Origin of the sequence: Parasphingomonas halimpatiens (genome assembly GCF_036663795.1) — a bacterium.
Lineage (GTDB): Bacteria > Pseudomonadota > Alphaproteobacteria > Sphingomonadales > Sphingomonadaceae > Sphingomonas.
The window spans coordinates 105,929-129,696 of record NZ_JAXOJP010000006.1 but is presented as its reverse complement, the minus strand read 5'-3'; the positions used below and the strand labels follow the sequence as shown (position 1 = coordinate 129,696).

At 66.3% G+C, this 23,768-nt stretch carries 24 protein-coding genes and 1 tRNA gene; 15 read left to right on the top strand and 10 right to left on the bottom strand.

Annotated elements, in window-relative coordinates; genetic code table 11:
- Positions 1-21 precede the first annotated feature (21 nt).
- The 8 genes from U1839_RS08740 (at position 22) to U1839_RS08705 (ending at position 6,980) form a co-directional block, all read left to right on the top strand.
- Positions 22-561 (top strand): sigma-70 family RNA polymerase sigma factor, encoded by a 540-nt coding sequence (locus tag U1839_RS08740; protein ID WP_332803276.1) that lies wholly within the window; start codon positions 22-24, stop codon positions 559-561.
- Entirely contained in the window at positions 558-1,199 is a 642-nt protein-coding gene (locus U1839_RS08735; protein WP_332803275.1) for a DUF1109 domain-containing protein, read from the top strand. The genes U1839_RS08740 and U1839_RS08735 overlap by 4 nt, the downstream gene beginning before the upstream one ends.
- A gap of 262 nt (positions 1,200-1,461) precedes the next feature.
- Positions 1,462-2,364 (top strand): right-handed parallel beta-helix repeat-containing protein, encoded by a 903-nt coding sequence (locus tag U1839_RS08730; RefSeq protein ID WP_332803274.1) that lies wholly within the window; start codon positions 1,462-1,464, stop codon positions 2,362-2,364.
- A gap of 85 nt (positions 2,365-2,449) precedes the next feature.
- Positions 2,450-3,094 (top strand): response regulator, encoded by a 645-nt coding sequence (locus U1839_RS08725; RefSeq protein WP_332803273.1) that lies wholly within the window; start codon positions 2,450-2,452, stop codon positions 3,092-3,094.
- Positions 3,084-4,958 (top strand): sensor histidine kinase, encoded by a 1,875-nt coding sequence (locus U1839_RS08720; protein WP_332803272.1) that lies wholly within the window; start codon positions 3,084-3,086, stop codon positions 4,956-4,958. Before U1839_RS08725 ends, U1839_RS08720 begins: the two co-directional genes overlap by 11 nt.
- A gap of 114 nt (positions 4,959-5,072) precedes the next feature.
- A complete protein-coding gene (gene bufA2, locus U1839_RS08715; protein WP_332803271.1) occupies positions 5,073-5,333 on the top strand; it encodes a BufA2 family periplasmic bufferin-type metallophore in 261 nt (86 codons plus the stop codon).
- 55 nt (positions 5,334-5,388) lie between these two features.
- Complete coding sequence (gene bufB / locus U1839_RS08710; protein WP_332803270.1) at positions 5,389-6,219, top strand: MNIO family bufferin maturase; 831 nt, start codon at positions 5,389-5,391, stop codon at positions 6,217-6,219.
- Positions 6,216-6,980, top strand: a complete 765-nt coding sequence (locus U1839_RS08705) for an HvfC/BufC N-terminal domain-containing protein (protein WP_332803269.1) — start codon at positions 6,216-6,218, stop codon at positions 6,978-6,980. Before bufB ends, U1839_RS08705 begins: the two co-directional genes overlap by 4 nt.
- Positions 6,981-7,167: 187 nt before the next feature.
- Here U1839_RS08705 and U1839_RS08700 read toward each other — a convergent pair whose 3' ends face one another.
- From U1839_RS08700 to U1839_RS08685, 4 genes are read right to left on the bottom strand one after another with little or no spacing between them, the layout of a single operon-like run.
- Positions 7,168-9,447 carry a nitric-oxide reductase large subunit gene (locus U1839_RS08700; RefSeq protein WP_332803268.1) on the bottom strand — a complete coding sequence of 760 codons (2,280 nt, stop codon included), beginning with the start codon at positions 9,445-9,447 and terminating at the stop codon, positions 7,168-7,170.
- A gap of 18 nt (positions 9,448-9,465) precedes the next feature.
- On the bottom strand, positions 9,466-9,930 hold the full coding sequence (locus U1839_RS08695; RefSeq protein WP_332803267.1) for a hypothetical protein: 465 nt from the start codon (positions 9,928-9,930) through the stop codon (positions 9,466-9,468).
- Positions 9,923-10,216 (bottom strand): TehB family protein, encoded by a 294-nt coding sequence (locus U1839_RS08690; protein ID WP_332803266.1) that lies wholly within the window; start codon positions 10,214-10,216, stop codon positions 9,923-9,925. The genes U1839_RS08695 and U1839_RS08690 overlap by 8 nt, the downstream gene beginning before the upstream one ends.
- Positions 10,213-10,665, bottom strand: a complete 453-nt coding sequence (locus U1839_RS08685; RefSeq protein WP_332803265.1) for a group III truncated hemoglobin — start codon at positions 10,663-10,665, stop codon at positions 10,213-10,215. Before U1839_RS08685 ends, U1839_RS08690 begins: the two co-directional genes overlap by 4 nt.
- 87 nt (positions 10,666-10,752) lie before the next feature.
- On the opposite strand from U1839_RS08685, the gene U1839_RS08680 reads away from it, so the two are divergent.
- Entirely contained in the window at positions 10,753-11,202 is a 450-nt protein-coding gene (locus U1839_RS08680; protein ID WP_332803358.1) for an RrF2 family transcriptional regulator, read from the top strand.
- A gap of 17 nt (positions 11,203-11,219) precedes the next feature.
- Here the strand turns inward: U1839_RS08680 and U1839_RS08675 are convergent.
- A tRNA-Arg gene (locus U1839_RS08675) sits at positions 11,220-11,296 on the bottom strand.
- An 81-nt stretch (positions 11,297-11,377) separates the two neighbouring features.
- Between U1839_RS08675 and U1839_RS08670 the strand changes: the two genes are divergently transcribed.
- Genes U1839_RS08670 through U1839_RS08655 form a run of 4 tightly spaced genes read left to right on the top strand, consistent with a single transcriptional unit; the run spans position 11,378 to position 15,897 of the window.
- Entirely contained in the window at positions 11,378-12,154 is a 777-nt protein-coding gene (locus U1839_RS08670; protein ID WP_332803264.1) for a queuosine precursor transporter, read from the top strand.
- A 40-nt stretch (positions 12,155-12,194) separates the two neighbouring features.
- On the top strand, positions 12,195-13,370 hold the full coding sequence (locus U1839_RS08665; protein WP_332803263.1) for a hypothetical protein: 1,176 nt from the start codon (positions 12,195-12,197) through the stop codon (positions 13,368-13,370).
- Positions 13,371-13,405: 35 nt separating this feature from the next.
- Entirely contained in the window at positions 13,406-14,521 is a 1,116-nt protein-coding gene (locus tag U1839_RS08660) for a DUF2336 domain-containing protein (RefSeq protein ID WP_332803262.1), read from the top strand.
- Positions 14,518-15,897, top strand: coding sequence for a sensor histidine kinase (locus U1839_RS08655; protein WP_332803261.1), 1,380 nt, complete (start codon positions 14,518-14,520; stop codon positions 15,895-15,897). The genes U1839_RS08660 and U1839_RS08655 overlap by 4 nt, the downstream gene beginning before the upstream one ends.
- A gap of 41 nt (positions 15,898-15,938) precedes the next feature.
- Here the strand turns inward: U1839_RS08655 and U1839_RS08650 are convergent, their stop codons facing one another.
- Genes U1839_RS08650 through gltX form a run of 3 tightly spaced genes read right to left on the bottom strand, consistent with a single transcriptional unit; the run spans position 15,939 to position 18,902 of the window.
- On the bottom strand, positions 15,939-16,145 hold the full coding sequence (locus tag U1839_RS08650; RefSeq protein ID WP_332803260.1) for a hypothetical protein: 207 nt from the start codon (positions 16,143-16,145) through the stop codon (positions 15,939-15,941).
- The gene (locus tag U1839_RS08645; protein WP_332803259.1) at positions 16,145-17,422 is read right to left on the bottom strand and encodes a citrate synthase; all 1,278 of its coding nucleotides are present in this window, start codon (positions 17,420-17,422) and stop codon (positions 16,145-16,147) included. The genes U1839_RS08650 and U1839_RS08645 overlap by 1 nt, the downstream gene beginning before the upstream one ends.
- Positions 17,423-17,447: 25 nt before the next feature.
- The gene (gltX, locus tag U1839_RS08640) at positions 17,448-18,902 is read right to left on the bottom strand and encodes a glutamate--tRNA ligase (RefSeq protein ID WP_443030588.1); all 1,455 of its coding nucleotides are present in this window, start codon (positions 18,900-18,902) and stop codon (positions 17,448-17,450) included.
- Between the two features lie 28 nt (positions 18,903-18,930).
- Here gltX and U1839_RS08635 point away from each other — a divergent pair, with 28 nt between their 5' ends.
- Positions 18,931-21,159 carry a ComEC/Rec2 family competence protein gene (locus U1839_RS08635; RefSeq protein WP_332803257.1) on the top strand — a complete coding sequence of 743 codons (2,229 nt, stop codon included), beginning with the start codon at positions 18,931-18,933 and terminating at the stop codon, positions 21,157-21,159.
- Positions 21,156-21,800 carry a 2OG-Fe(II) oxygenase gene (locus tag U1839_RS08630; protein ID WP_332803256.1) on the top strand — a complete coding sequence of 215 codons (645 nt, stop codon included), beginning with the start codon at positions 21,156-21,158 and terminating at the stop codon, positions 21,798-21,800. Before U1839_RS08635 ends, U1839_RS08630 begins: the two co-directional genes overlap by 4 nt.
- Here the strand turns inward: U1839_RS08630 and lexA are convergent.
- On the bottom strand, positions 21,794-22,465 hold the full coding sequence (lexA, locus tag U1839_RS08625) for a transcriptional repressor LexA (RefSeq protein ID WP_332803255.1): 672 nt from the start codon (positions 22,463-22,465) through the stop codon (positions 21,794-21,796). The genes U1839_RS08630 and lexA overlap by 7 nt on opposite strands.
- A 57-nt stretch (positions 22,466-22,522) precedes the next feature.
- The gene (locus U1839_RS08620) at positions 22,523-23,716 is read right to left on the bottom strand and encodes a molybdopterin molybdotransferase MoeA (RefSeq protein ID WP_332803254.1); all 1,194 of its coding nucleotides are present in this window, start codon (positions 23,714-23,716) and stop codon (positions 22,523-22,525) included.
- Positions 23,717-23,768: the final 52 nt, after the last annotated feature.

The following is a 23,768-nucleotide window of genomic DNA, read 5'->3' as shown; positions in this document are numbered from 1 at the left end:
ATGTCGGTCGAGGGAGCGCGCATGCGAGCGGACGAACGCCAGTTGCAGGCATGGATGATCGGTGGGCTCGACGGCCGCGCCGCGGATCATGCTGCCCTGTTGCGCGCCCTTGTCCCGCTGTTGCGTGCTTTCTATCGTCGGCGGGTGCCCGGCGGTTCCGACGATATCGAGGACATGGTGCAGGAAACGCTGATCGCCGTTCACACCCGCCGCGCGACCTATGACCGCGACCGTGCCTTTACGGCATGGCTGTTCGCGATCGCGCGCTACAAGATGATCGACCATTTTCGCCGCAACCGGCAACATGTGCCGATCGACGATCTCGCCGACATCCTCGCGACCGAGGGCTTCGAGGACAGCAGCAATGCGCGGATCGACGTCGACATCCTGCTCGACGAGCTGCCGGCAAAGCAGGCGCGCGTGATCCGCGCGACGCGGCTGGATGGCCTGAGCGTCGCCGAGACCGCAGTCGCCGGCGGGATCGGCGAATCCGACGTCAAGGTGTCGGTGCATCGCGGGCTCAAGGCATTGGCGGCACGCATCCGGGGCAGCGAACGATGAACACCGATCAGCTGATCGACTCGCTGGCGGGCGACGTCGCACCGGTCTCGCGGCACAGCGTGGGCCACCGATTGGCGCTCGGCGTGACCAGTGGGGCGATGATCTCGCTGCTGGTCACCGCGTTCGTGATCGGGGTCCGGCCCGACCTCGGCACGGCGGTGTTCCAGTTCTCCTTCTGGATGAAATGGGGTTACACCGCCTCGATCTCGGTCGCGGCGATCTACGCGACCGCGCGGCTGGCGCGGCCCGACCCCGGCAATCTGCGCCGGCTGTGGCTGCTGGCATTGCCGATCGGTCTGCTGCTGCTGGTCGGGATCGACGAGCTGGTGCGCACCCCGCCGGGCGAATGGCTGGCGATGTGGCTCGGGCACAGCTGGAAGCGCTGCCCGTGGCTGGTGCTGATCCTGTCGGCGCCGATCTTCATCGGGCTGCTCTGGTCGTTCCGCCGGCTGGCCCCGACGCGATTGCGTGCCGCCGGTGCCGCGGCCGGGCTGGCGGCGGGTGCCTTTGCCGCGACGGTCTATTGCCTGCATTGCGGCGAGGTCTCGGCGATCTTCGTGCTGACCTGGTATTCGCTCGGCATCCTGCTCGCCGCGTCGGTCGGCGCGCTGATCGGGCCGAAAGTGCTGCGCTGGTAGGGCGAGGCCGTTAGCGGGTCCCGGGTGTTTCTTCGGATCCGACCGGGCACATTTCTCGCGCTACCATACCGCGATCGCAGGATGTTACGACAGGCGCGGCCTTCCTATAGCGCGGCCCAGCAAGGCGATCCCGACATGTCGGATCGCTTCCGTCGGCAAATGCGCGCGATTTCTGTCGCGCTCGCGCAAAGGAACCCCCGTGGCCCATTCGACCCGCATCGCGCTCCTGCTCGCGCTGGCATTCCCGGCGATTCTCGTCGCCGTGCCCGCCGTCGCCCAGTCCCAGCGCAGCTGGGTCTCGGGCACGGGCAACGACGCCGCCGACTGCTCACGCGCGGCGCCATGCCAGACCTTTGCCGGGGCCTTTGCCAAGACCGCCATCGCCGGTGAAATCAATTGCCTCGACGCGGCAGGCTATGGCGTGATCACGATCACGCATTCGATCTCGATCGTCTGCGACGGGATGGAGAGCGGCGTGGTGTCGAACTCGACCAACGCGATCGTTATCTCCACGCAAAATGGCGATTCGGTGCTAATTTCGGGCCTGGACATCAGCGGCACTGCCAACGGCTTCAATGGCATTCTGATCAACGGCCAGGGTAGCATCCATCTGCGCAACATTTCGATCCACAACATGCAGAACAAGGGCATTCGTTTCGAGACCGGAGGCTTTGTCCGGCTGACGCTTGAAAACGCGCTGATCACGAACAACGGCACGCCCGGCGACAACAGCGGTGGCGGAATCGTGGTCCATCCGCCCTACGCTTTCGGCGCGCCAAGCCTGATCATGGATCACGTCCGGGTGATCAACAATATCGGCGCCGGGCTGCGTGTCGATACCATTGGGGTGCCGGGAAGCACAGTTCACGTGACCGTCGACAGCAGCCAGTTCACCGGCAATACCGCCGGGATCCTCGTGAAAATTCAGAGCGGCGCCTCGTCCGCTGGGGTGGCGGTGCGCAACGCCACGATTTCGGGAAACAGCTTTGGTATCATCACCAACGGACTCGGCGCGACGGTCAACATCGGGAATTCGTTGATCACCGAGAACGGCACCGCGCTCAACACGCTACAGGGCGGCCAGTTGCTCAGTCATGGTGACAATTCTTTGATGATGAACACGATCGACGGTGTCTTCAGCGGCACCGTGGTCGCGAAACAGTAGCGCCATTGCGCAAGCTTTCGTGCCCCGGCTGTGCGATGAGGGCGACCGGCCGCGGATCGCCCGCCGCGCTGGGGGGAGAGACGCGATGATCCGCACCGCCATCGTCGAGGACGACCCGTCGATTATCGACCTGCTGCGTTCGGCGATCGATCCGGCCGCCGACATCGAAGTCGTCGCGGTCGCGCGCAACCTGGCGGCGGGCATGCGGCTGGTGGAGACGGGCGGTTACGACGTGCTGCTGTGCGATCTCGGGCTACCTGATGGCAACGGCATCGCGCTGATCCGCGCCTCGGCGGCGCGCCACCCCGATGCCGACATCATTGTCATCACCATCTTCGCCGACCAGGCGAAGGTGCTCGAAAGCATCAAGGCCGGCGCGCGAGGCTATCTGCTCAAGGACGAGCAATTTGCCGGCTGCGTCGACGACATTCACGAGATCAGACGCGGCGGCTCGCCGATCAGCCCGATCATCGCGCGCGCATTGCTCAACCAGTTCCAGACGCCGCAGGTGCCGGACCTTCCGCTGGAGCAGGGACTGTCGCCGCGCGAGCGCGAGGTGCTCAACCTGCTGGCGCGCGGTTTCAGCAATGCCGAGATCGGCGAGTTGCTGGCGATTTCGCGGCTGACCGTCGGCACCCATGTCAAGAATCTCTACCGCAAGCTCGAGGTCAATTCGCGATCGGAAGCAGTGTTCGAGGCATCGAGCCGCGGGATCATGGATGCGCGCTGAGTGGTCGCGCCGCTGGGCCATTTTCCTGCTGATCCTTGTCGGGTTGGCGATCTTCGTCGTGCGCGGGGCGGCCAGCGGGGCTGGTGAAGGTCCTGTGGTTGGCTTCTCCCATGCCGATTACAGCTTCTCGGGCTCCCGAACCATTCCGGCGGACGGCTGGCAGCGCGGCCCGGTGCCCGACTTCACCTTGTTGCGCCGCGCCGCGCCGGGGGCGGCCGAACCTGTCGCATGGGTGCGCTTCCGCTTCGACCGCCGCGCGGCGGGGCCGCTGCCGATCGCGCTGTATGTCGAGATGATCCGCGACAACCTCACCGTCCTGGTGAACGGCGTCGAACTCTATCGCACGCGTGCCGAGAAGGATGACCCGACGCTGGCATGGAACCATCCGCTGTTCGTGCCGCTGCCCGAGGCGATGCTGCGCCCCGGCGCCAACGAGCTCGCCTTCCGGATCGAGACCACCACGCCGCAGCTGCTCGGCATCGGCAATGTGCGTGTCGGGGCCGATCGGCCGATCCGCAGCATGTACAACAATGAGACCTTTCTCAGCACGATCGCCCCGCAGATCGTCAGCGGTTATCTGCTGATCGTGACGATCGGGGCGATGACCTTCTGGGTGCGGCGCCCGGCCGATCGCAGCTATGGCTGGCTGTTCGCGCTCGGCCTGGTCTGGCTGTTCCGCAACCTGCATTATTTCGTCCAGGACCCGCCGTTCGAACCTGCCGCCTTCTGGATCATGACCACCGACTCGCTGTTCGTGCTGCTGGCGGTGGCGTTTGGCTTTGCCGCCTGTGTGTTCGAGCTGCCCCAGGCGCGGCGGATCCAGCTCCAGCTGGGTGGTTTCGCGCTGGTTGCGATTGCGTTCCGCCATGTTCTCGTCGCGTTGCATGCGAGCGAGCTGCCCAGTTTCGCGCTGGCCTTTCCGGTCTCGGCGGCGATGATCCTGCTCATGCTGCGCGCCTGCCGCCGTGATCCCAGTGCCGCGAAATGGACGATGTTCGCCGCGATCACGCTGGCGATAGCGTTCGCCTTTCACGACATGGTCTTCACCTTCAACCTTACCGGCGGCGCCAGCTTCTACCTGCTACCCTATGGCGGGCTGCTGATCTTCGCCGCGTTCGACGCGACGCTGACCCATCGCCTGCAAAATGCGCTGATCGACGTCGAGGACGTCAATTTGACGCTCGAGGCGCGTGTCGCCGAGGCGCGCGCCAGCCTGGTCGACAGCGAGGCGGCGCGCGCCGAACTCCGGATCGCCCATGCCGTGGACCTCGAGCGTGAGCGCATCATGCGCGACATCCATGACGGGATCGGGTCGAGCCTGCTCACCGCGCTGGTCAATGCGCGTCATCGCGACGAATCGCCCGAGACCATCGCCACGCTCAGTCGCTCGCTCGCCGACCTGCGGATCGGCGTCGATTCGCTCGAACCGACCGGAGGCGACGTGGTCGCGCTGCTGGCCAATCTGCGCCACCGGATGGAGCGCGAGCTGAAGGGCGCCGGCATGACGTTCGTGTGGAAGGTCGAAGCCGCGCCGGTCCTGCCCTGGCTCGACCCGATCGGCGCGCTGCACATCCTGCGCATTCTCCAGGAAGCGATCGGCAACGCGCTGAATCATTCTGACGCGGCGCAGATCGAGGTGCGCTGCGCCGCGCGCGACCATGAAGGTGCGGCGGGGGTGTGCATCGAGATCGTCGATCGCGGCAAGGGCTTCGACCCGGCCGGCGTGTCGCGCGGCAAGGGTCTCGCCAACATGGCGGCGCGCGCCGAGGCGCTCAACGGCGCGTTCCGGTGCGACAGTGTGCCGGGGGCGGGGACGGTGTCGGCGATCTGGCTGCCAATCGCGCAGGCGCGCGTCGGCCGATGAGCCGCGCTTTCTCGATGACCGGTGCGGTGGCGCGATCCGCCTGTAACCGATCGGGCGGGCGACGCGAACAGGGGTAGCCAATCCGGCAACAACCTTTCGGGGAGACCCCTTTCGATGATCACCATGAAGACCGGCGTCAGCATCGCCACCTCCGCCGCGCTCGTCGCTTTCGCTGCCGCCGTGCCGACCGCGCAGGCCTCGGCCAAGGGCGCCGTGGTGCATTGCTACGGCGTCAACACGTGCAAGGGCACGTCTGACTGCAAGACCGCGCACAATGACTGCAAGGGCCAGAACAGCTGCAAGGGCCAGGGTTTCAAGGCGATGTCGGCCAAGAAGTGCACCGCCGCCGGCGGCAGCCTGACCGCGCCGAATTGAAGGGTTCGGGCCGGTGGCGCACGCGTCGCCGGCCCGCCTACGGGATGACCATGCGATGACGCTTCCTCGCTTTGCCGGCTTTGGCCTCGGCCTGCGCAAGCCGCATTATGGCGATTTCCTCGATGGCCGCGTCGCGGTCGATTTCGTCGAGGTGATCTCCGAGAATTTCATGGTCGATGGCGGGCGCCCGCGACAGATCCTGCGCGAGGTGCGGGAGCGTTATCCCGTCGCGCTGCACGGCGTGTCGATGTCGATCGGCTCGGCTGACGGGTTGAACCGCGCCTATCTCGCGCGGCTGCGCGCGCTGGTCGACGAGATCGCGCCGCTGTTCGTGTCCGACCATCTGTGCTGGACGCAGATCGAGGGGTTCAATGCCCACGATCTGTTGCCGCTGCCCTATACGGAGGAGGCGCTCGACCTGGTGTGCGCCAATATCGACTGCGCGCAGGACGCGCTGGGCCGCGCGATGCTGATCGAAAATCCGTCCAGCTATGTCGCCTTTGCCGGCGAGATGACCGAATGGGACTTTCTCGACGCGCTGTGTCGCCGCACGGGCTGCCGGCTGCTGCTCGACGTCAACAATGTCTTCGTCAGCGCGACCAATCACGGCTTCGATCCGATCGCCTATCTCGACGGATTGCCCGCACGCCATGTCCGCCAGATCCATCTCGCCGGGCACAGCCAGGGCACCGAACTGCTGATCGACACGCATGACGCGCCGGTGTGCACCTCGGTATGGGATCTCTACGCGCATATCGTGCCGCGGCTCGGCCCGGTCGCGACGATGATCGAGCGCGACGATGCGATCCCGCCGCTGGCGGAATTGCTCTCCGAGCTCGATGTCGCACGCGCGATCGGTGGTGTGCAGGACCGGGCGGCGGCATGACCCTGCTCGAGTTGCAGCGCGACATGCGCCGGTGGCTGGACGGCGGCTGCGACGATGCCGCCGGGCGGCTCGGCGCGGGCGCGGCGCCGGGCCTGCGCGTCTATCAGAACAATTACCGCGCGCAGCTCATCGCCTGTCTCGAGGAGAGCTTTGCGCGGACGCTGGCATGGATCGGCGGCGCGGCGTTTCATGCGGCGGTGGTACGTCATATCGAACGCGTGCCGCCGAGCAGCTGGACGCTCGACGCCTATCCGCGCGATTTCCCGGCAACGTTGCGGCTGCTCTATCCCGGCGATCCCGAGGTCGCCGAACTGGCGTGGCTCGAACTGGCGCTGGGCGAGGTCTTCGTGGCGTGTGATGCCGTGGCGTTGATGGTGGCGGATGTCGCGGAAGTCGCGGAAGTCGACTGGGACAATGCCGTCATGCGCTTCACGCCGACGCTCGACATCGCTGAGGCGCGGACCAACGCGGCGGACATCTGGTCGGCACTTTCGCGCGAGGTGGCGCCGCCGCCGGTGGAATTTCATCAGGCGCCGGGCGCGTTGATTGTCTGGCGGCAGAGCATGGCGTCGCGTTTTCGCGCGATCGATGCGGGCGAACACCGAGCGGTCCTGCTGGCGCGCGGTGGCGCGACGTTCGGCGGGCTGTGCGCCACCATCGTCGCCGAGCGCGGCGAACGTGACGGGATCGCGCAAGCCGGCGCCTGGCTCGGTCAGTGGCTGGCCGACGGGATGATCGTGGCGGTGGGCACGCGGGTTTGATCGGCCGGCTCGGCTTGCCACCGCGACGCTGTTGTTCGCCGAAAATCTAGCGCCGCAGCGGTCAGGCTGGTTCGTCCGGTTCGTGCCCGCTGCGGGACCATCGGATGGGAAACAACCACCGTTCCCGCGAATTGCGAAGTGAGGAAGCTCGCGTCTGCTCGGTCGAATTTCCTCGATTGACTGCCCCTCAGCGCCTCGAAGCTCGTTCCTTGGCGGGTATGAATGCACGGAACATAAACCATGCAAAGGCGAAGACGCCGAAGCCGAAGACAACGTCACCGGGCACCCTTGCCCACACCAGCGCTTGCATGATGGGGCTATGGATAAACTCCGCTGAACGGGCATAGGCATAGCCATGCTCGACGCTGGCATAGGTTTGCAGGATGCCCTGCGGGAGCAACGAGAGGAAGGTCATCATCGCAAGGCCGATGTTGAGCGACCAGAAGGAGCTCCTGATCCACTTCTGGTTCCACCGCGTAACGTCGGTCAGCCCGCGCATGCAATAGAGCGTCAGCCCAAGCCCAAGCATGCCATAGACACCGAACAAGGCGGCATGGCCATGGTTAGCGGTCGTGTTCAGCCCCTGCATGTAATAGAGTGCGATCGGCGGGTTGATGAGGAAACCGAACAGTCCGGCGCCAAGCAAATTCCAGAAGAGGACGGCGGCGAAGAACATGAACGGCCAGTGATATATCCGTTCCCACTCGGCCTCATGCTCGACCTTGTGGCGCGTATAGGCCTCGAAGCCGACCACGAGCAGCGGGACCACTTCCAGGGCCGAGATCATCGCACCGACCGCGATCACCGACGTCGGCGTCCCGCTGAAATACAGGTGATGGAAGGTCCCGAGCACCCCGCCGAACAGGAAGATGATCGTCGCAAACAACACCATCACCGTGGCGGTGGAGGTTCGCAGGATACCCATCTGAACGAACAGCAACGAGATGATGGCCGTGGCGAAAACCTCGAAAATGCCCTCCACCCACAGATGCACCACCCACCAGCGCCAATATTCCATCACGGCGATGTTCGTGTGCTGGCCCCACATAAGTCCCGCGCCATACAAGAGCGCGATGGCGAGCGCCGACACCAGCACCAGATAGATAAGAGACTTGCTGCCTTCCCGTCGCAGGACGGGCCAGAGCGCGCGCACCACCAGCGCCACCCACAGGAACAGGCCGATGAGAAGGTAAATCTGCCAGAACCGGCCGAGATCGACATATTCATAGCCCTGATGTCCGAACCAGAAATTCGCCGTCAGGCTGCTGAAGAAGCGGTGAACGGCCGCCCACTGGCCCGCGAAGGAGCCGATGACGATGATGAGCAGGCTGACGAACAGGAAATTGACGCCGAGCCGCTGGAACCTGGGGTCGCGTCCGCCCAGCATCGGCGCGACATAGAGACCCGTCGCCAGCCACGCCGTGGCGATCCACAGCACCGCGAGCTGCGTGTGCCAGGTGCGGGTGATCGTGTAGGGAAGATATTCCGCGAAGGGCAAGCCATAGAGCCCCTGGCCTTCGACCGCATAATGGGCGGTCACGATGCCGAGCAGCACCTGCCCCACAAACAGCGCGCAGACGACCCAGAAATATTTCGCCGTGGCCCGCATCGACGGCGTGATGACGGACTGCCCCAGAATGTCGGACGTCGCCATGCCGTCTTCGGGCAATATGTCGGTGCGCCAGACGTCGAACTGCTTGGCGTAATAGGCAATGAGCGCGCCGGCCGCGGCAAGCAGCAGAATGACCGAAGCAAGGCTCCACAATAATGTGCCGGTCGTCGGGCTGTTGCCCACCAGGGGTTCATGCGGCCAATTGCTCGTATAGGTGATAGTCTGGCCCGGACGGTCCGTGGTCGCCCCCCACGCCGTCCAGAAATAAAAGGCGGCAAGCTGCCGGGCTTCCGCCGTCGACAACTCACCGTAGACCGGAAAGGCATAGTCGCGGCGAAGCTTGAGCGAGGCGGGGTCGCCGCCATCGTATAGGCTGACGAAATGCTGCTGCACCTGCCGGATCGCTTGGGCGCGGGAGTCGCTGACCATTATGACGCCGGACGCCGGATCGTAGGTGTTCCTGCGCATTTCCTCCTGCAGCGCGGCCTTGCGCATGGCATCGGCCTGAGTGGCAGACACGCCCGCGGGCAGCGGCGAAGTCGACAGGGCAAGCAATGCCTCCGCCTCCCGGTGCAGCCAATCGGCACTCCAGTCGGGCGCCAGATAGCTGCCATGGCCCCAGATCGAGCCTTGCTCCATCCCGCCGATCGACTGCCAGACATTCTGCCCGGTCTCGATGTCGGCGCGGGTGAACAAAGTCTCACCGCTTTGGGATTTCACTGCTTCGGGAATGGGCGGCGCCTGCTGGTAGATTTGCTGGCCGAGCAGCAGCAGGATACCGAACATGACCACCATGCCGACCGACAGGATGATCCACAGCCTTTTGATGCTGAATGTCGTATGATAGCTCTTCATGCCCCAAACCCTTTCCGCTCAGAACAGGCCGTGGCTACCGCCTACAGCGCCAAAAATTGTTATGACACTGACAGCAAGTAATAATTGATGCAGTCGTATCATTCTAACGAAATCTGCTTCGGGAGATTTTGAAGCGGCAAGACGGCGATGCAGATGCAGCGGCTCGATTACGAACAATATCAGTGTAAACACTGTCCAGAGCGCCACCATTAAGTGCATCCACCAGAACCGGTCGTCAAGGAACCGGCTCCATAGGTCCGCGCGCGCGACCAGCCACAGACCGCTTGCGCCGGCAAGCAGGACCCACAGGCGTGCCTGCCAGGCAAAGCGCGCTTCCATCTGTTGAAAGCGGCGCAGCCGATCCTGCGGCAATTCCGTTGCCTTTAGCGTCGGCATCAAAACCCAGGTGACGAAGCCGACACCACCGATCCAGAACAGAACCGCGATGACATGCACCGCGCGGACAAGCGCGAGGTCATCCACGGTGCGCCCCGTCGCTGACATCCGGGCGTTCCCGGTAGAACTCGACCTGCATCGTCATGGGGCCAAGCGGCACGACATGATGGGTTGCCTGCGGCGCAATGAGCGCCGGATTGTCGGGCGTCACCAGATGCTCGCTTGGCGGATCGACAAAGATCAGCCGCACTTCGCCGTCCAGCACCCGCAGGAGCCCCCAGGTGCCCGCCTTGGTGCGATGATCGTTGCGCAGCGCGTCGGGCAAGCTTTGCTCGTCGAAGATCGGCGAAGCGCTATAGGGGGTCGATGTCACGAGGCTACTCCCGCGGAGATGGCGGCGAGACCGCCCCGGTCAATCCGGATCCCGGTCAGCAGGCTCTCGCCAATCCGCTGCGCCGCCTCGCGAAACCGGTCCGCGACCGCCGCGTTGGGCGCAATCCCGGCAAGCGTCCGGTCCCAGAGCGACCGCCAGCGAGTGAAATGTGCCTCATCGAGCCCGCCGATGGCGATATGTTTGCGCATCGGGTTGCCGCTGAAACGACCGGATTCGAGCATGATCGAGGCCCAGAAATCCTTCATGCGCGTCAGATGGTGCGGCCAGTCTTCGATCCGTTCCGCAAAGATCGGACCGAGCATGCTATCCTGGCGGACGGTATCGTAAAAACTCTCCACGAGCCGCGAAATGAAGGCGTCATCGATGCCGCATGCCAGCGCATCCGCCATCTTGCGCGACCGTGCCTGTTCGGCGTGGTTCGATGTCATACCTGCCTCGACTCGATTAAGATGTATCTTATATACATGCTTTACCCGCCTTGGCGGCAAAATCAAATATATGATATGCATCTTTTTATGAGATTATCCGTCCAGACCGACTATGCTCTCCGCACATTGATGTTCCTGGCGGTGAAAGACGGCCACCATTCGATCGCGCAAATCGCTCGCGCTTATGGCATCTCGAAGAACCACCTGATGAAGGTCGCGCAGCGATTGACCGCGGAAGGACTCGTCGAGGGCGTCCGCGGTCGGAGCGGCGGTCTCAAGCTGGCGCGGCCAGCCAGTGACCTGAACGTCGGCTCGATCATGCGCATGATGGAAGACACCGGGGCCTTCGTTGAATGCTTCGACGCGACGACTAACAGTTGCGTCGTGACGCCGGCATGCGGATTGCGCCATGCCTTGGCTGGTGCACTGGAAGCTTTCGCGCGACATCTCGATCAATTCACGATCGCTGATCTTGTGCCGAATTTCGAAAGCTATGCGCGGCAACTGGACGTGCAGATGGCGGCCGCTTCGATGTAGCGGCAGACGGGGGTATTTGGCGCGCCCGGCTGGATTCGAACCAGCGACCACAGGCTTAGAAGGCATGTGCTCTATCCAGCTGAGCTACGGGCGCCCGGCGTGCCCTTTAGCGTGGATTGCACGGCGGGGAAACGCTGATCATAACGGTGCCTTACGAAGACGTAAGGGGTGGGCGATGACATTGCAGCGGGTGACGGCGCGCGAGGTGAAGGGCGCGCATTTCCGCTATTTCGATATCGTCATGGCGGCGTTCGTCGTGATCCTCGTGCTGTCGAACGTCGTCGGCGCGGGGAAGCGCGCGGTGATCGACCTCCCGTATTTCGGGCTGTGGCCGTTCGGTGCGGGCATCCTGTTCTTCCCGATTTCCTATGTCCTCGATGACGTGCTGACCGAGGTCTATGGCTATGCCCGGGCGCGGCGCGTGGTCTGGGTTGGCTTTGCCGCGCTGTGTTTCCTGGTAGTGATGGAATGGACCGTGGTCGCGTTGCGCCCGGCGGCGGACTGGCATGGCCAGGCGCAGTATGAATATGTCTTCGGCCTGCCGCCGCACCTGATCGACACCTTCCCCTATGTCAGCGTCGGCATTGGCGGGCGGATCGCCTTTGCCTCGCTGTGCGCCTTCTGGGTCGGCGACCTGCTCAATTCCTTCGTGCTCGCCAAGATGAAGATCTGGACCAGCGGGCGGATGCTGTGGACGCGGACGATCGGCAGCACGATCGTCGGCGAGGGCGCCGACAGCCTCGTCTTTTATCCGCTGGCCTTTTACGGCCTGGCCGACTGGCCGGTGCAGGCGATGCTGACGGTGATGTTCACCCAGTTCGTGCTCAAGGTGAGCTGGGAAGTGATCCTGACGCCGGTCACCTATGCCGTGGTCGGCTGGCTCAAGAAGCATGAGGGCGTCGACGTCTATGACGAGGGGACGGATTTTTCGCCCTTCACGGCGGAAGTCTAACCCTTTGCCATCGCGGACATGACGGCCTAACAGCCTCGCGATGCTGGCCGGCCTGATTTTTGCGACCGAGGATGCCGATGACCGTCCCGGGGTACTAGCGGCGACGCTGCCGTTCGGCGGGCTGACGCTGGTCGAGTTCCAGGCGCGCCTGCTGATCGGCGCAGGCGCGTCGCAGATCATCCTCGTCGTCGCGCGGATGACGCCCGAGCTGCTCGGCGCGATCAATCGCATCGGGCGGCGCGGCGCGGCGGTCGATGCGGTGCGCACCGCGACGGAAGTGGCCGAAAAGCTTCACCCGCTCGCGCGCCTGCTGGTGGTCGCCGACGGACTGGTCACGACCGGCGACATCGTCGCGCAGATGGCGGCGGAAGGTGAGGATGCGCTGCTGGTGATCGACGATCGCGACGCGCCGCCGGGCTTCGAGCGCGTCGGCGCGCTGACCGCCTGGGCCGGTCTCGCCCGGCTCGATCCGCGCCACGTCGCCGAGGTCGCCGCCTTGCCGCGCGACTATGATTTCCAGTCGACGCTGTTGCGCGTCGCGGCGCAGGACGGCGTGACGCATCTGCGGCTGCCGGCGAAAGACCCGACGCACGGCATTTTCCGCGACTCGCGCGACCTTGCCGATCGCGGCAAGGCGATTCTCGCCGCGCTCGTCGCGCCGCCGATCCGCTGGGCCGACCGCTATATTCTCGCGCCGCTGATCCGGCTCGCTTTGCCGCGGCTGGTGGCGCGTGCGGTGCCGACCACGGCGCTGGGCGGGGCAGGGCTCGTGCTCGCGGCGCTGGGCGGCGGCGCGATGCATCTCGGCTGGGTTGGCGGCGGTCTCGGCGCGATGACCGTCGCGGTGATGTGCTTCTCGATCGGCGCGGTGCTCGCCTGGCTGCGCGACGAGGATGCGCTGATGCGCTTCGGTCGCGGTGGCGCGCTGTTGACGGCGGCATTGGCGGCGCTGCTGCTCGGCGACAGCGCGCGGCTGGCAAGCGGCACGACGACCGGGCTCGTCGTCGCGCTGGCCGGGATCGTCGCAGCGGGGCTGGTCGAGCGCGCCGGCGGTGCGGCGGTGCGGCGGCGCTGGTGGGCCAGCTCGCTGGCCTATCTGCTGGTGATGCTGCCGCTGGCGATCGGTGGGCAGCCGATCGCGGCGCTGGCGGTGGCGGCCGGTTATGCCGCGCTGACGCTGGCCGCCGCCGTTGAGGCGTTGCGCGAAAAGCCTTAGGGCGGTTTTAACGACACTTGCCTAGAGCGGAGGGCATGTCGATCGACGTTGGCGACATTGATGACGGCGTTCGCAAGAGCGCCATGGGGTTGCTCGCACGCGCGGCAGCCGCGATCCCGCGTGCCGACCAGCGGCTGGCGGTAGCGATCGACGATTTCTTTCTGCCCGAAGAAGCGCGACTCGACGACCGCACGCGCGCTGCGCTGGCGACAGCGATCACCGGGATGACCGGCGCGGTCGAAGCGGCGCTGCGCCAGCATGCCGCACGCCTGCTGGCCGGACGCAGCGAACCCGAACTCGCGCAGGCGCTGGTGTCGGATCACCGGCCGGTGCTCGACCGGCTGGTATCGGCCGGGCTGATGCGCGATACCGAGCTCATGCGCGAACTGGTCGGCCGGGTAAGGGCGGATGTTCTGGGCGAGGCGCTGCCGGTGCAGGCGCCCGACGAACCCGATTGGCCGAGCTTGCTTGCGCGGCTCGCGCAAAGCCCCGACAGCGTGGTGGCGAGCAGCGCGATGGCACTGCTTGCCGCGGAAAGCCGGCGTCGCGCCGCCCCGCCGGGCGAGGCGCAGGGGTGGAGCGATCTGCCCGCCGAGCTGCATCACCGGCTGGTCTGGTGGGTCGCGGCCGCACTGCGCGAGCGCAACAGCGAGGATGCCGGCGACAATGTCGTGTTGCTCGATCGCGCGCTGGCCGAGGCAGCGCTGCGCCAGGTCGGCGCGCATGACGAGGGCGACCGCGTCGAGGCGACGGCGATGCGCCTCGCCGCAGCGGTCGATGCGCATGCCGACGAACTGGCGACGTTGCTGGTCGAGGCGCTCGCCGACCGGCGGCTGCCGCTGTTCATCGCCTTCATCGCGCATGCACTCGGGCTCGATTATGGCGAGACGCGCGACATTGCGCTCGATCCGGCCGGCGACCAGCTTTGGCCGGTGCTGCGCGCGCTCGAGCTCGACCGCAGTTCGATCGCGCGGATCGGGCTGGCGCTGACCGAGGCCGACCCGCGCCGCGACGTGGAAGCCTTTGCCGACCGGCTCGATGCGATCGCCGAACTCCCCGCCGCCAGCGCGCGCATTGCGCTCGCACCGTTGCTGCTCCACCCGGATTATCGTGCGGCGATGCGCTCGCTGGCGCGTGGCGGCGCGGCATGAACATGGTCGAGCCGATGATGCCGCCGGTACGGGGTCGGGTCGATGCGAGCGGGCGGCTGGTCGAGGCGGAACAACGACTGCACGATCTCAACGCGCGCGCCGGCGGATCGCTCGATGCGCCGCTCGCCGTGCCACAAATCGCCACCATTGCGCGCCTCGCGCAGCGCCTCGGTATCCTCGTATCGCGTGCCGTGGTGGCGGCCGAAGGCGATGATGACGTCGAGCTCTGGGTGCGTGCCGAGCCCGATGGCAGCGGCGTGCGGCTGGCGATCACGGGCTGGCGCATGCGGACGCCGTGGCAGCCCGCCGCCGTGGCGCAGCAGCGCGAGGGTGACTTTCTGCGCAGCGGTGCCGAGTGGCTGTGGGAGGCCGATGCGGCGCTGCGGCTGAGCTTCGTGTCGATTTCGGCCGGCGCGCGCTATGGCTTCGATGCGGCCGGCTTGCTCGGTCAGCCGCTGACCAAATTGTTCGTGCTCGGCGAGGATGGCGAGGGCAGCTTTCCGATTCTCGGCGGTCTTGCGCTGCATCAGCGTTTCGACGGGCAGCTCGCGACGATCCGTGCGACCGGGCGGCGCGTCACATTGTCGGCGACGCCGCGTACCGATGAGAGCGGTGCCTTTGCCGGCTTTGTCGGATCGGCCGAACCGGTTCCCGACGAGACCCGGGTCGCACCACACATGCCGCAGGCAGACGCTGCGACGACCGCCTTCGCCGCGCGGCTCGACCAGGCGCTGCGCGGGCCGCTCGACCGGATCATCGCCAATGCCGACAGCATCAGCGCCAAGTCGGAAGGGCCGCTGCGCCAGGATTATGCGGATTACGCCGCCGACATCGCGACGGCGGGGCGGCATCTCGCCGGGCTGGTCGATGATCTGGTCGACCTGCAATTCATCGAACGCCCCGATTTCGCGGTCGCGGCCGAAGCGATCGACTTAGCCGACGTTGCGCGCCGCGCCGCCGGGCTGCTGGCGCTGCGCGCGGGTGAGGCACGGGTGCGGATCGACAAGCCCTCGGCCGAAGAGACGCTCGCCGCGACCGGCGAGTTTCGCCGTGCCCTGCAGGTGCTGGTCAATCTGATCGGCAATGCGGTGCGCTACTCGCCGCCCGAGGGCATGGTGTGGATCCGCATCGAGCGCGAGGGCGATATCTGCGCGGTGATCGTCGCCGACCAGGGCAAGGGTATCGCGCTCGCCGACCAGCAGCGCATCTTCGAGAAATTCGAGCGGGTCGATCCGCGCGAGCCGGGCGGCAGCGGGCTGGGGCTATACATCGCCCGCCGGCTCGCCCGCGCGATGGGCGGCGACGTGACGGTCGACAGCGCGCCCGGGCAGGGCGCGCGCTTCGTGTTTACCTTGCCCTGTGCGGGCGATTGCTAGAGTCGTTGCGCCGCGATCAGTTTCCGCGATCGCGACCGGCTTCAGCCGACTCGCTTGGGCCGGTTGAGTACGATCAGCACCACGCCGACGACTGCGACCAGTGCCCCTTTCACCGCCCATTCGCGCTGATCGAGCATGAAGCTCGATGCCGGCCAATGGATGTAGCCGAGCCCCTGGCCGACCCACAGCAGCCCCATCAGCACGGCGAGCACGCCGAGCGCGAGCATTACCGGGCGGAGCGCACGCATCAGCGTTTGTCGATCGGCTGGTAATCGCGCGCCGTCGGGCCGGTGTAGAGCTGGCGCGGACGGCCGATCTTCTGGTCGGGATCGGCGATCATCTCGTTCCACTGTGCGACCCAGCCGACGGTGCGGGCGAGTGCGAACAAAGCGGTGAACATCGTCGTCGGGAAGCCGATCGCCGAGAGGATCACGCCGGAGTAGAAGTCGACGTTGGGGAACAGCTTCTTCTCGATGAAATAAGGGTCGCTGAGCGCCATTTCCTCGAGCTGCAGCGCGACGTCGAACACCGGATCGCTGACCTTGAGCGCGGCGAACACCTCGCGCACGGTCTTCTGCATGACCGTCGCGCGCGGATCGTAATTCTTGTAGACGCGGTGGCCGAAGCCCATCAGGCGGAACGGGTCGTTCTTGTCCTTGGCGCGGGCGATGTAGTGCGGGATGCGATCGGGCGTGCCGATTTCGCGCAGCATGTTGAGCGCTGCCTCGTTGGCGCCGCCATGCGCCGGGCCCCACAGGCAGGCGATGCCGGCCGCGATGCAGGCGAACGGGTTGGCGCCCGACGACCCGGCGAGCCGCACGGTCGAGGTCGAGGCGTTCTGCTCGTGATCGGCATGGAGGATGAAGATGCGATCGAGCGCCTTCTCGACCACCGGATTGACCTCATATTTCTCGGCCGGCACGCCGAAGGTCATGCGCAGGAAATTGCCGGTGTAGCTCAGCGAATTGTCGGGATATAGGAAGGGCTGCCCGACCGAATATTTATACGCCATGGCGGCGATCGTCGGCATCTTGGCGATCAGCCGGTGGCTGGCGATCATGCGCTGGTGCGGATCGGTGATGTCGGCCGAATCATGGTAGAAGGCGGACAGCGCGCCGACCACGCCGCACATCACCGCCATCGGGTGCGCATCGCGCCGGAAACCGCGATAGAAGGTCGCCAGCTGCTCGTGCAGCATGGTGTGGCGGGTGATGGTGTAGGTGAAGGTGTCGAGCTCGGCCGCGCTCGGCAGCTCGCCATTGAGCAGCAGGTACGACACTTCCATGAAGCTCGACTGCTCGGCCAGTTGACCGATCGGATAGCCGCGATGGAGCAGGACACCCTTGTCGCCGTCGATATAGGTCAACGCCGACTCGCAGCTCGCGGTCGAGGTGAAGCCGGGATCATAGGTGAACATGCCGCTGTCGGCGTAGAGCCGGCGGATATCGATCACATCGGGACCGACACTACCCGACAGAACCTTATAGTCATGGTTGCCCAGGCTGATCGTGGCTTGATCGGTCATCGCGCGTGCCCTTCCTTCGATTGCTTCAAGACGCCATCCGGTCGGCGATCCGTCCCAGGCTCTCGTCGCGCCCGAGCAGATCGAGCACGTCGAAGATGCCGGGGGACGTCCGGCGACCGGTCAGCGCGGCGCGCAGCGGTTGCGCGACCTGGCCAAGTTTGACCCCCGCTTCTTCCGCAACGCGGCGAACCGCATCTTCCAAAACCCCCGTATCCCAGCTTTCGACCGCGTCAAGCGCGGTGTGAACACAGGCGAGTAACGCGGGCGCATTGCCGGCCAGAAGTGGGGCGGCGTCTTCGTCGATTGGCAAGGGACGGGTGACGAACAGGAAATCGGTCCCCCTGGCCAGCTCGACGATATTGGCGGCGCGGGGCTTGAGCGATGTCATGCTGCGCCGCAGCAGATCTTGCTGCGCCGGCGTGGGTACGAAATCGAGCCGCGCGGTCACCAGATCGGCGAGCCGCGCGTCGTCGGCCTCGCGGATGTAATGGCCGTTGAGGTTTTCGAGCTTCTTGAGGTCGAAGCGCGATGGCGAGCGGCCAACCCCGGCGAGATCGAACCATTCGGTCGCCTGCGCGCGGCTGATGATTTCGTCGTCGCCATGACCCCAGCCGAGTCGGAGCAGGTAATTGTCGAGCGCCTCGGGCAGGATGCCGAATTCGTCGCGATAGACATCGACGGCGACCGCGTTCTTGCGCTTCGACATCTTGCTGCCGTCGGGATTGAAGATCAACGGGATGTGCGCATAGATCGGCTCGTCCCAGCCCCCCTCTATTTCCTTTAGGGCGCGATAGATCGGCAACTGGCGGAAGGCGTTGTTGAGATGGTCGTCGCCGCGAATGACTTGGGTCACGCCCATGTCGTGATCGTCGACCACCACGGCCAGCATATAGGTCGGGTTGCCGTCGGAACGCAGCAGCACGAGATCGTCGATCTCGGCATTCTGCACGGTCACTTCGCCCTGGACGCGGTCGACAATCGTCGTCGCGCCTTCGGTCGGCGCCTTCAGCCGGACGACGAAGGGCTTGCCGTCATCGTTCGGTGCGCGGTCGCGCCACGGCGAGCGGATGCGTAGCGGCTTCTTCGCCGCCTCGGCCTCGGCGCGCATCGCCGCCAGCTCGTCCTGGGTCAGGTAGCAGCGATAGGCCGCACCCGCTTCGACCATCGCATGCGCGACCTCGGCGTGGCGCGCGGCGCGCTCGAACTGGAACACGGTGTCGCCGTCCCAGTCGAGATCGAGCCAGCGCATCCCGTCGATGATCGCGTCGATCGCCGGCTGGGTCGAGCGGACCCGATCGGTATCCTCGATCCGCAGCAGGAACTTGCCGCCATGATGCCGCGCGAACAGCCAGTTGAACAAGGCAGTGCGCGCACCGCCGATGTGCAGATAGCCGGTCGGCGATGGCGCGAATCGCGTCACCACTGCCGGTGTGTCGGGCGCGCCGGAACCGGCGGCCGCAGTGTCAGACCTTGCGCCCAAACGCGCTTGCTCCCAGAAATGAAATTCGATGGCCAACTCAGCCGCCGATGCCGCTAGCACAGCACCTTCGCGGCTTCAAATCGCGCGGATCACCGGCTTTGCCCATCGTTTGCGCGACGGGCTGGAATCATGGCTCGAAGCTGAACGCGACCAACTGGTCTTGTGGCTGCCGGTTGCGCTTGGCGCGGGCATCACGGCGTGGTTCGTCCTTCCGCTGACGTATCAGTGGCGCACGCTGATTCTCGCCTTGGCCGCTATGTCGCTCGTCGCGTTGGCAATCGGTCGCGGCGGACGGGCGGGCAGGGTGGTGGCGATCGGCGCGACGACGATGGCGATCGGGCTGGCACTGATCTGGTGGCGCGCTGCCGGGAATCCGGGGAACCCACTGAAGGGCGCCACGATTGCGACCTTCGAAGCGAAGGTGGAGCGCGTCCAGCCATTGCCGCCGCGCCAGCTTGTGCGGTTGCGACTGACGCCGCTGCGCGTCGTCGCCGTACCGGAAAGGCGGGAGAAGCGCGGCTATGGTCGGCGAAGGCCCGAAGCACTGCCGGTGCTGCCTACCCATTTACGCGTCAACATTGCCGATGCCGATGTGCCGGCGGGGCTGGTGCCCGGCGCGACGATCCGGCTGGGTGCGCGGCTGATGCCACCGGCCGAGCCGGCGGTGCCGGGCGCCTATGACTATGCCCGCGTCGCGTGGTTCGATCATATCGGCGGCACGGGGCGCGGCTTTGCGCCAGTGGAGATCGTGACGCCGGGGGCGGTGGCGAGCAACGGGCTGCGCGAGCGCCTGTCCCGGCATATCCAGGCCAGCGCCCCCGGCGGTGCCGGTGCGATCGCCGCTGCGCTGGCGACGGGCGACCAGGGCGCGATCCCGGAAGGCGATGCCGATGCGATGCGGCGCTCGGGGCTCGCGCATCTGCTGTCGGTCAGCGGGCTGCATATCAGCGCGGTGGTCGCGGCGACGATGTTCGTCGTGCTGCGGCTGCTGGCGCTCTGGCCATGGCTGGCGCTGCGTTTCCAGCTGCGGTTGTTCGCCGCCGCGGCAGGGGCGCTGGCGGCGATCGGCTATACCGCGCTGACCGGGTGGGAGGTGCCGACGGTACGCTCGTGCGTGGCGGCGGTGCTGGTGATCGTCGCGCTGATGCTCGGCCGCGAGGCGATCACGCTACGGCTGGTCGCGGCGGGCGCGTTCGTCGTGCTGCTGCTGTTCCCCGACGCGCTGGCCGGGCCGAGCTTCCAGCTCTCCTTCGCCGCCGTCGCGACGATCGTCGCGCTGCACGAGCATCCGCGGGTCCATGGCTGGTTCATGAAGCGCGACGAGCCGTGGCTCCGCAGAGCGGGACGTGAGATAGCATCGTTGCTGCTCACCGGCTTCGTCGTCGAAGTGGCGCTGCTGCCGATCTCGCTGTTCCATTTCCACAAGGCCGGCGTGTACGGCGCGGTCGCCAATATCGTCGCGATTCCGCTGACCACCTTCGTCACCATGCCGCTCGAAGCGCTCGCGTTGCTGTTCGATCTGGTCGGCGCGGGCGCGCCCTTCTGGTGGTTGACCGCGCGGTCGCTCGATCTGCTGCTGTGGATCGCCCACAGCACCGCCAGCATACCGGGTTCGGTCGCCGCGCTCCCCTCGATGCCCGGTGGCGCTTATGCGCTGATGGTGGCCGGCGGCTTGTGGATCGCCTTGTGGCGGACACGGTGGCGACGGCTTGGCCTGCTCCCGCTGATCGCCGGCGCGACCTGGGCACTGCTCACCCCGGCGCCCGACCTGCTGGTGACCGGGGACGGCCGTCACGTCGCGTTGCGTACCTCCGATGGCGGTCTGGCATTGCTGCGCGATCGTACCGGCGACTATGTTGCCGATATGATGACCGAGAATAGCGGTGCGGATGGCGAACCGATGCTGCTGGCCGACCAGCCAGACGCGCGGTGCAGTCGCGATCTGTGCCTCGCCGAGCGGGTGGCTGGCGGGCGGCACTGGCGCATTCTCGCCACGCGCAGCACCTATCTCGTACCCGTGGAGCAACTGGTCGCGGCCTGTGCCACGGCGGACATCGTGATCAGCGAGCGACGCTTGCCGGCACGCTGTCGCCCACGCTGGTTACGGCTCGATCGCGCGACGCTGGCTCAGACGGGCGGCGTTGCGATTGCGCTGAGCAGCGTATCGGTGCGCACAGTACGCAGCGGCATCGACGAACATCCCTGGCGCGTCGCGATGGCGCCACATCGACCCGGCCCCCGCAAGGAGCAGCAATGACCCCCGCCGCGTCGCCGCTCGACCGCATCGCCCCTTATGTGGTGCGCGACGATTTCCTGCCGGCCGAAGACCTTCGGATGTTGATCGCCTGGACGCTCGCACGCGAGGCGGATTTCGCGAGCACGTTGGTCGGCGGGCCGCACGGCCGGGTCGACACCGCGATCCGGGCGTCGCGCAGTTTGCCGCCAAAGTCATTCGCGCCGCAGCGCGCCTTCTTCCTCGACCATCTGCTGCCGCTGGTGCCGGATCTCTGCACCGCGCTCGGCCTGCAGCCCTTTACGGTCGGCAGGGTCCAGCTCGGACTCGTCTGCCACAATGATGGCGACTATTACCGGCGCCACATCGACACTGCCGTCACCACGACGGGGCCGATCGCGACGCGCATGATCAGCGCGGTGTATTATTTCCATCCCGAGCCGAAGGGCTTTTCCGGCGGCGAGCTGCGCCTGCATCCCTTTTTGCCTCGCGCCGAGACGGGCGCGTTCACCGATCTGGCGCCTGCGCAAAACCGCCTCGTCGCTTTTCCGTCCTGGGCGCCGCACGAGGTGATGCCGGTAAGCTGCCCGTCAGGCGGTTTTGCCGCCTCGCGCTTCTCGGTGAATTGCTGGTTTCACCGCGCGCTGCCCGAAACCGATCAGTAGCGGCGCAGCAGTCCGGCGAGCTTGCCCTGTACGCGGACCTGTTCGGGGCGATAGCGTTGCGGGTCATAGGCGCGGTTGGCCGGATCGAGCCGGATCATCGCGCCTTCCTTGCGGAAATATTTGAGCGTCGCCTCGCTGTCCTCGATCAGCGCGACGACGATGTCGCCATCGCGCGCGGTGTCGGCGCGGCGGATCAGCGCATAGTCGCCGTCGAGAATGCCCGCCTCGACCATCGAATCGCCGGCCACCTCGAGCGCGTAATGTTCGCCGCCGCCAAGCAGCGCGGCGGGCACCGCGAGCATCGAGCTGCCTTCGAACGCCTCGATCGGCACGCCCGCCGCGATGCGGCCGTGCAAGGGGATTTCGATCACGTCATTGGCAGGCTGGGGCAGGGTGCGCACATTGGACGGTGCCGTCGCCGCGACCGCGGCCTTGCGCGGCGCTTCGGCGCGCTCCGGCATACGCAGCACCTCGAGCGCGCGCGCGCGGTTGGGCAGGCGACGCAGGAACTTGCGTTCTTCCAGCGCAGAGATCAGACGGTGGACACCGGATTTCGACTTGAGGTCGAGCGCCTCCTTCATTTCCTCGAACGAGGGCGAGACGCCGCTCTCCTCCAGACGGTCATGAATGAAGCAGATCAGTTCATGCTGCTTGCGGGTTAACATCCGGCAATCCTCCGTCGGAACAGACGAGGAACGTTTACGCAACGTTCCGAGGGCTTGTCAAGCGATCGCCATGATCTCGATCAAATCGCCCGGTTCCGCGGGTGGCGCATGCGGCTGGCGGACGATCAGACAGTCGGCCCGGGCGAGGGTGCGCAGCATCGAACTGTCCTGGATCGCGGCCGCGAACACTCGGCCGTCGCGCGTTGCCGCGCGCAGATAATCGGTGCGGTGATCATTGGCACCGAGCGGTTCACCGAGGATCGCGGTGCGCATGGCCGGGAGGGGATCGGCGGCGCCCGACAAGGCGGCAGTCAGCGGCTTGAGGAACAAGGTCGCGGTGACGAAGGCCGATACCGGGTTTCCGGGCAGGCCGAGCACGACCGCGCCGTTGAGTTGCCCGGCCATCATCGGCTTGCCCGGGCGCAGCGCGATGCGCCAGAAATCGAGACTGCCGCCGACGGCGAGCAACGCAGGGCGGACGAGGTCATGGTCGCCGACCGAGGCACCACCGGTGGTCACCAGGATATCGGCCTGGACGCCGGCGAAGGCGTCGCGCAGCGTGTCGAGCCGGTCGGGCAGGGTGCCGAAATCGATCACCTCGACGGGTAGGTCGGCCAGCATTGCGGCGAGCATCGCGCCGTTCGATTCGGGGAGCTGATCGTCGCGCAGGGCTGCGCCGGGGCGGACCAGCTCGTCGCCGGTGCCCGCGATTGCCACGACGACGCGGCGGCGTACCGGCAGCGTGGCATGGCCGCCGATCGCCGCGACCGCCAGTCGCGCCGGCGTGATGCGTTCGCCGGCTGCAAGGAGCACGTCGCCGGCGTGAAAATCGAGCCCGCGCCTGCGGACATTGCCGCCCTGGCGCTTCGGTCCTTCGCCGGTCAGGCGTATCGCGCCATGGTCGGCATCAGCCTCTTCCTGCACCAGCACGCTGTCGGCGCCGGTCGGGAGCGGTGCGCCGGTGAAAATCCGGACGGTTTCGCCGATGCCGAGCGTGCCGGCAAAGGCGCGGCCGGCGGCACTCTCGCCGACCAGCCGCCAAGGGCCGGGCAGATCGGCGTAGCGGATCGCATAACCGTCCATGGCGGATAGATCGGCCGCCGGCTGGGTGCGCAGCGCGACGACGTCCTGCGCCGCCCAGCGACCGACCGCTTGCGCCAGCGGCACGGTTTCGACCGCGACGGGTGCACCGAGCGCGAACAAGCGGGCCTGGGCCTCGGCGACGGGAAGGAGGGGTAGGGGATTGCTCACGGCGCGTTCCTATCCCGCGTCGCGCCGCACCGCTAGGCGTTCGACACATTGC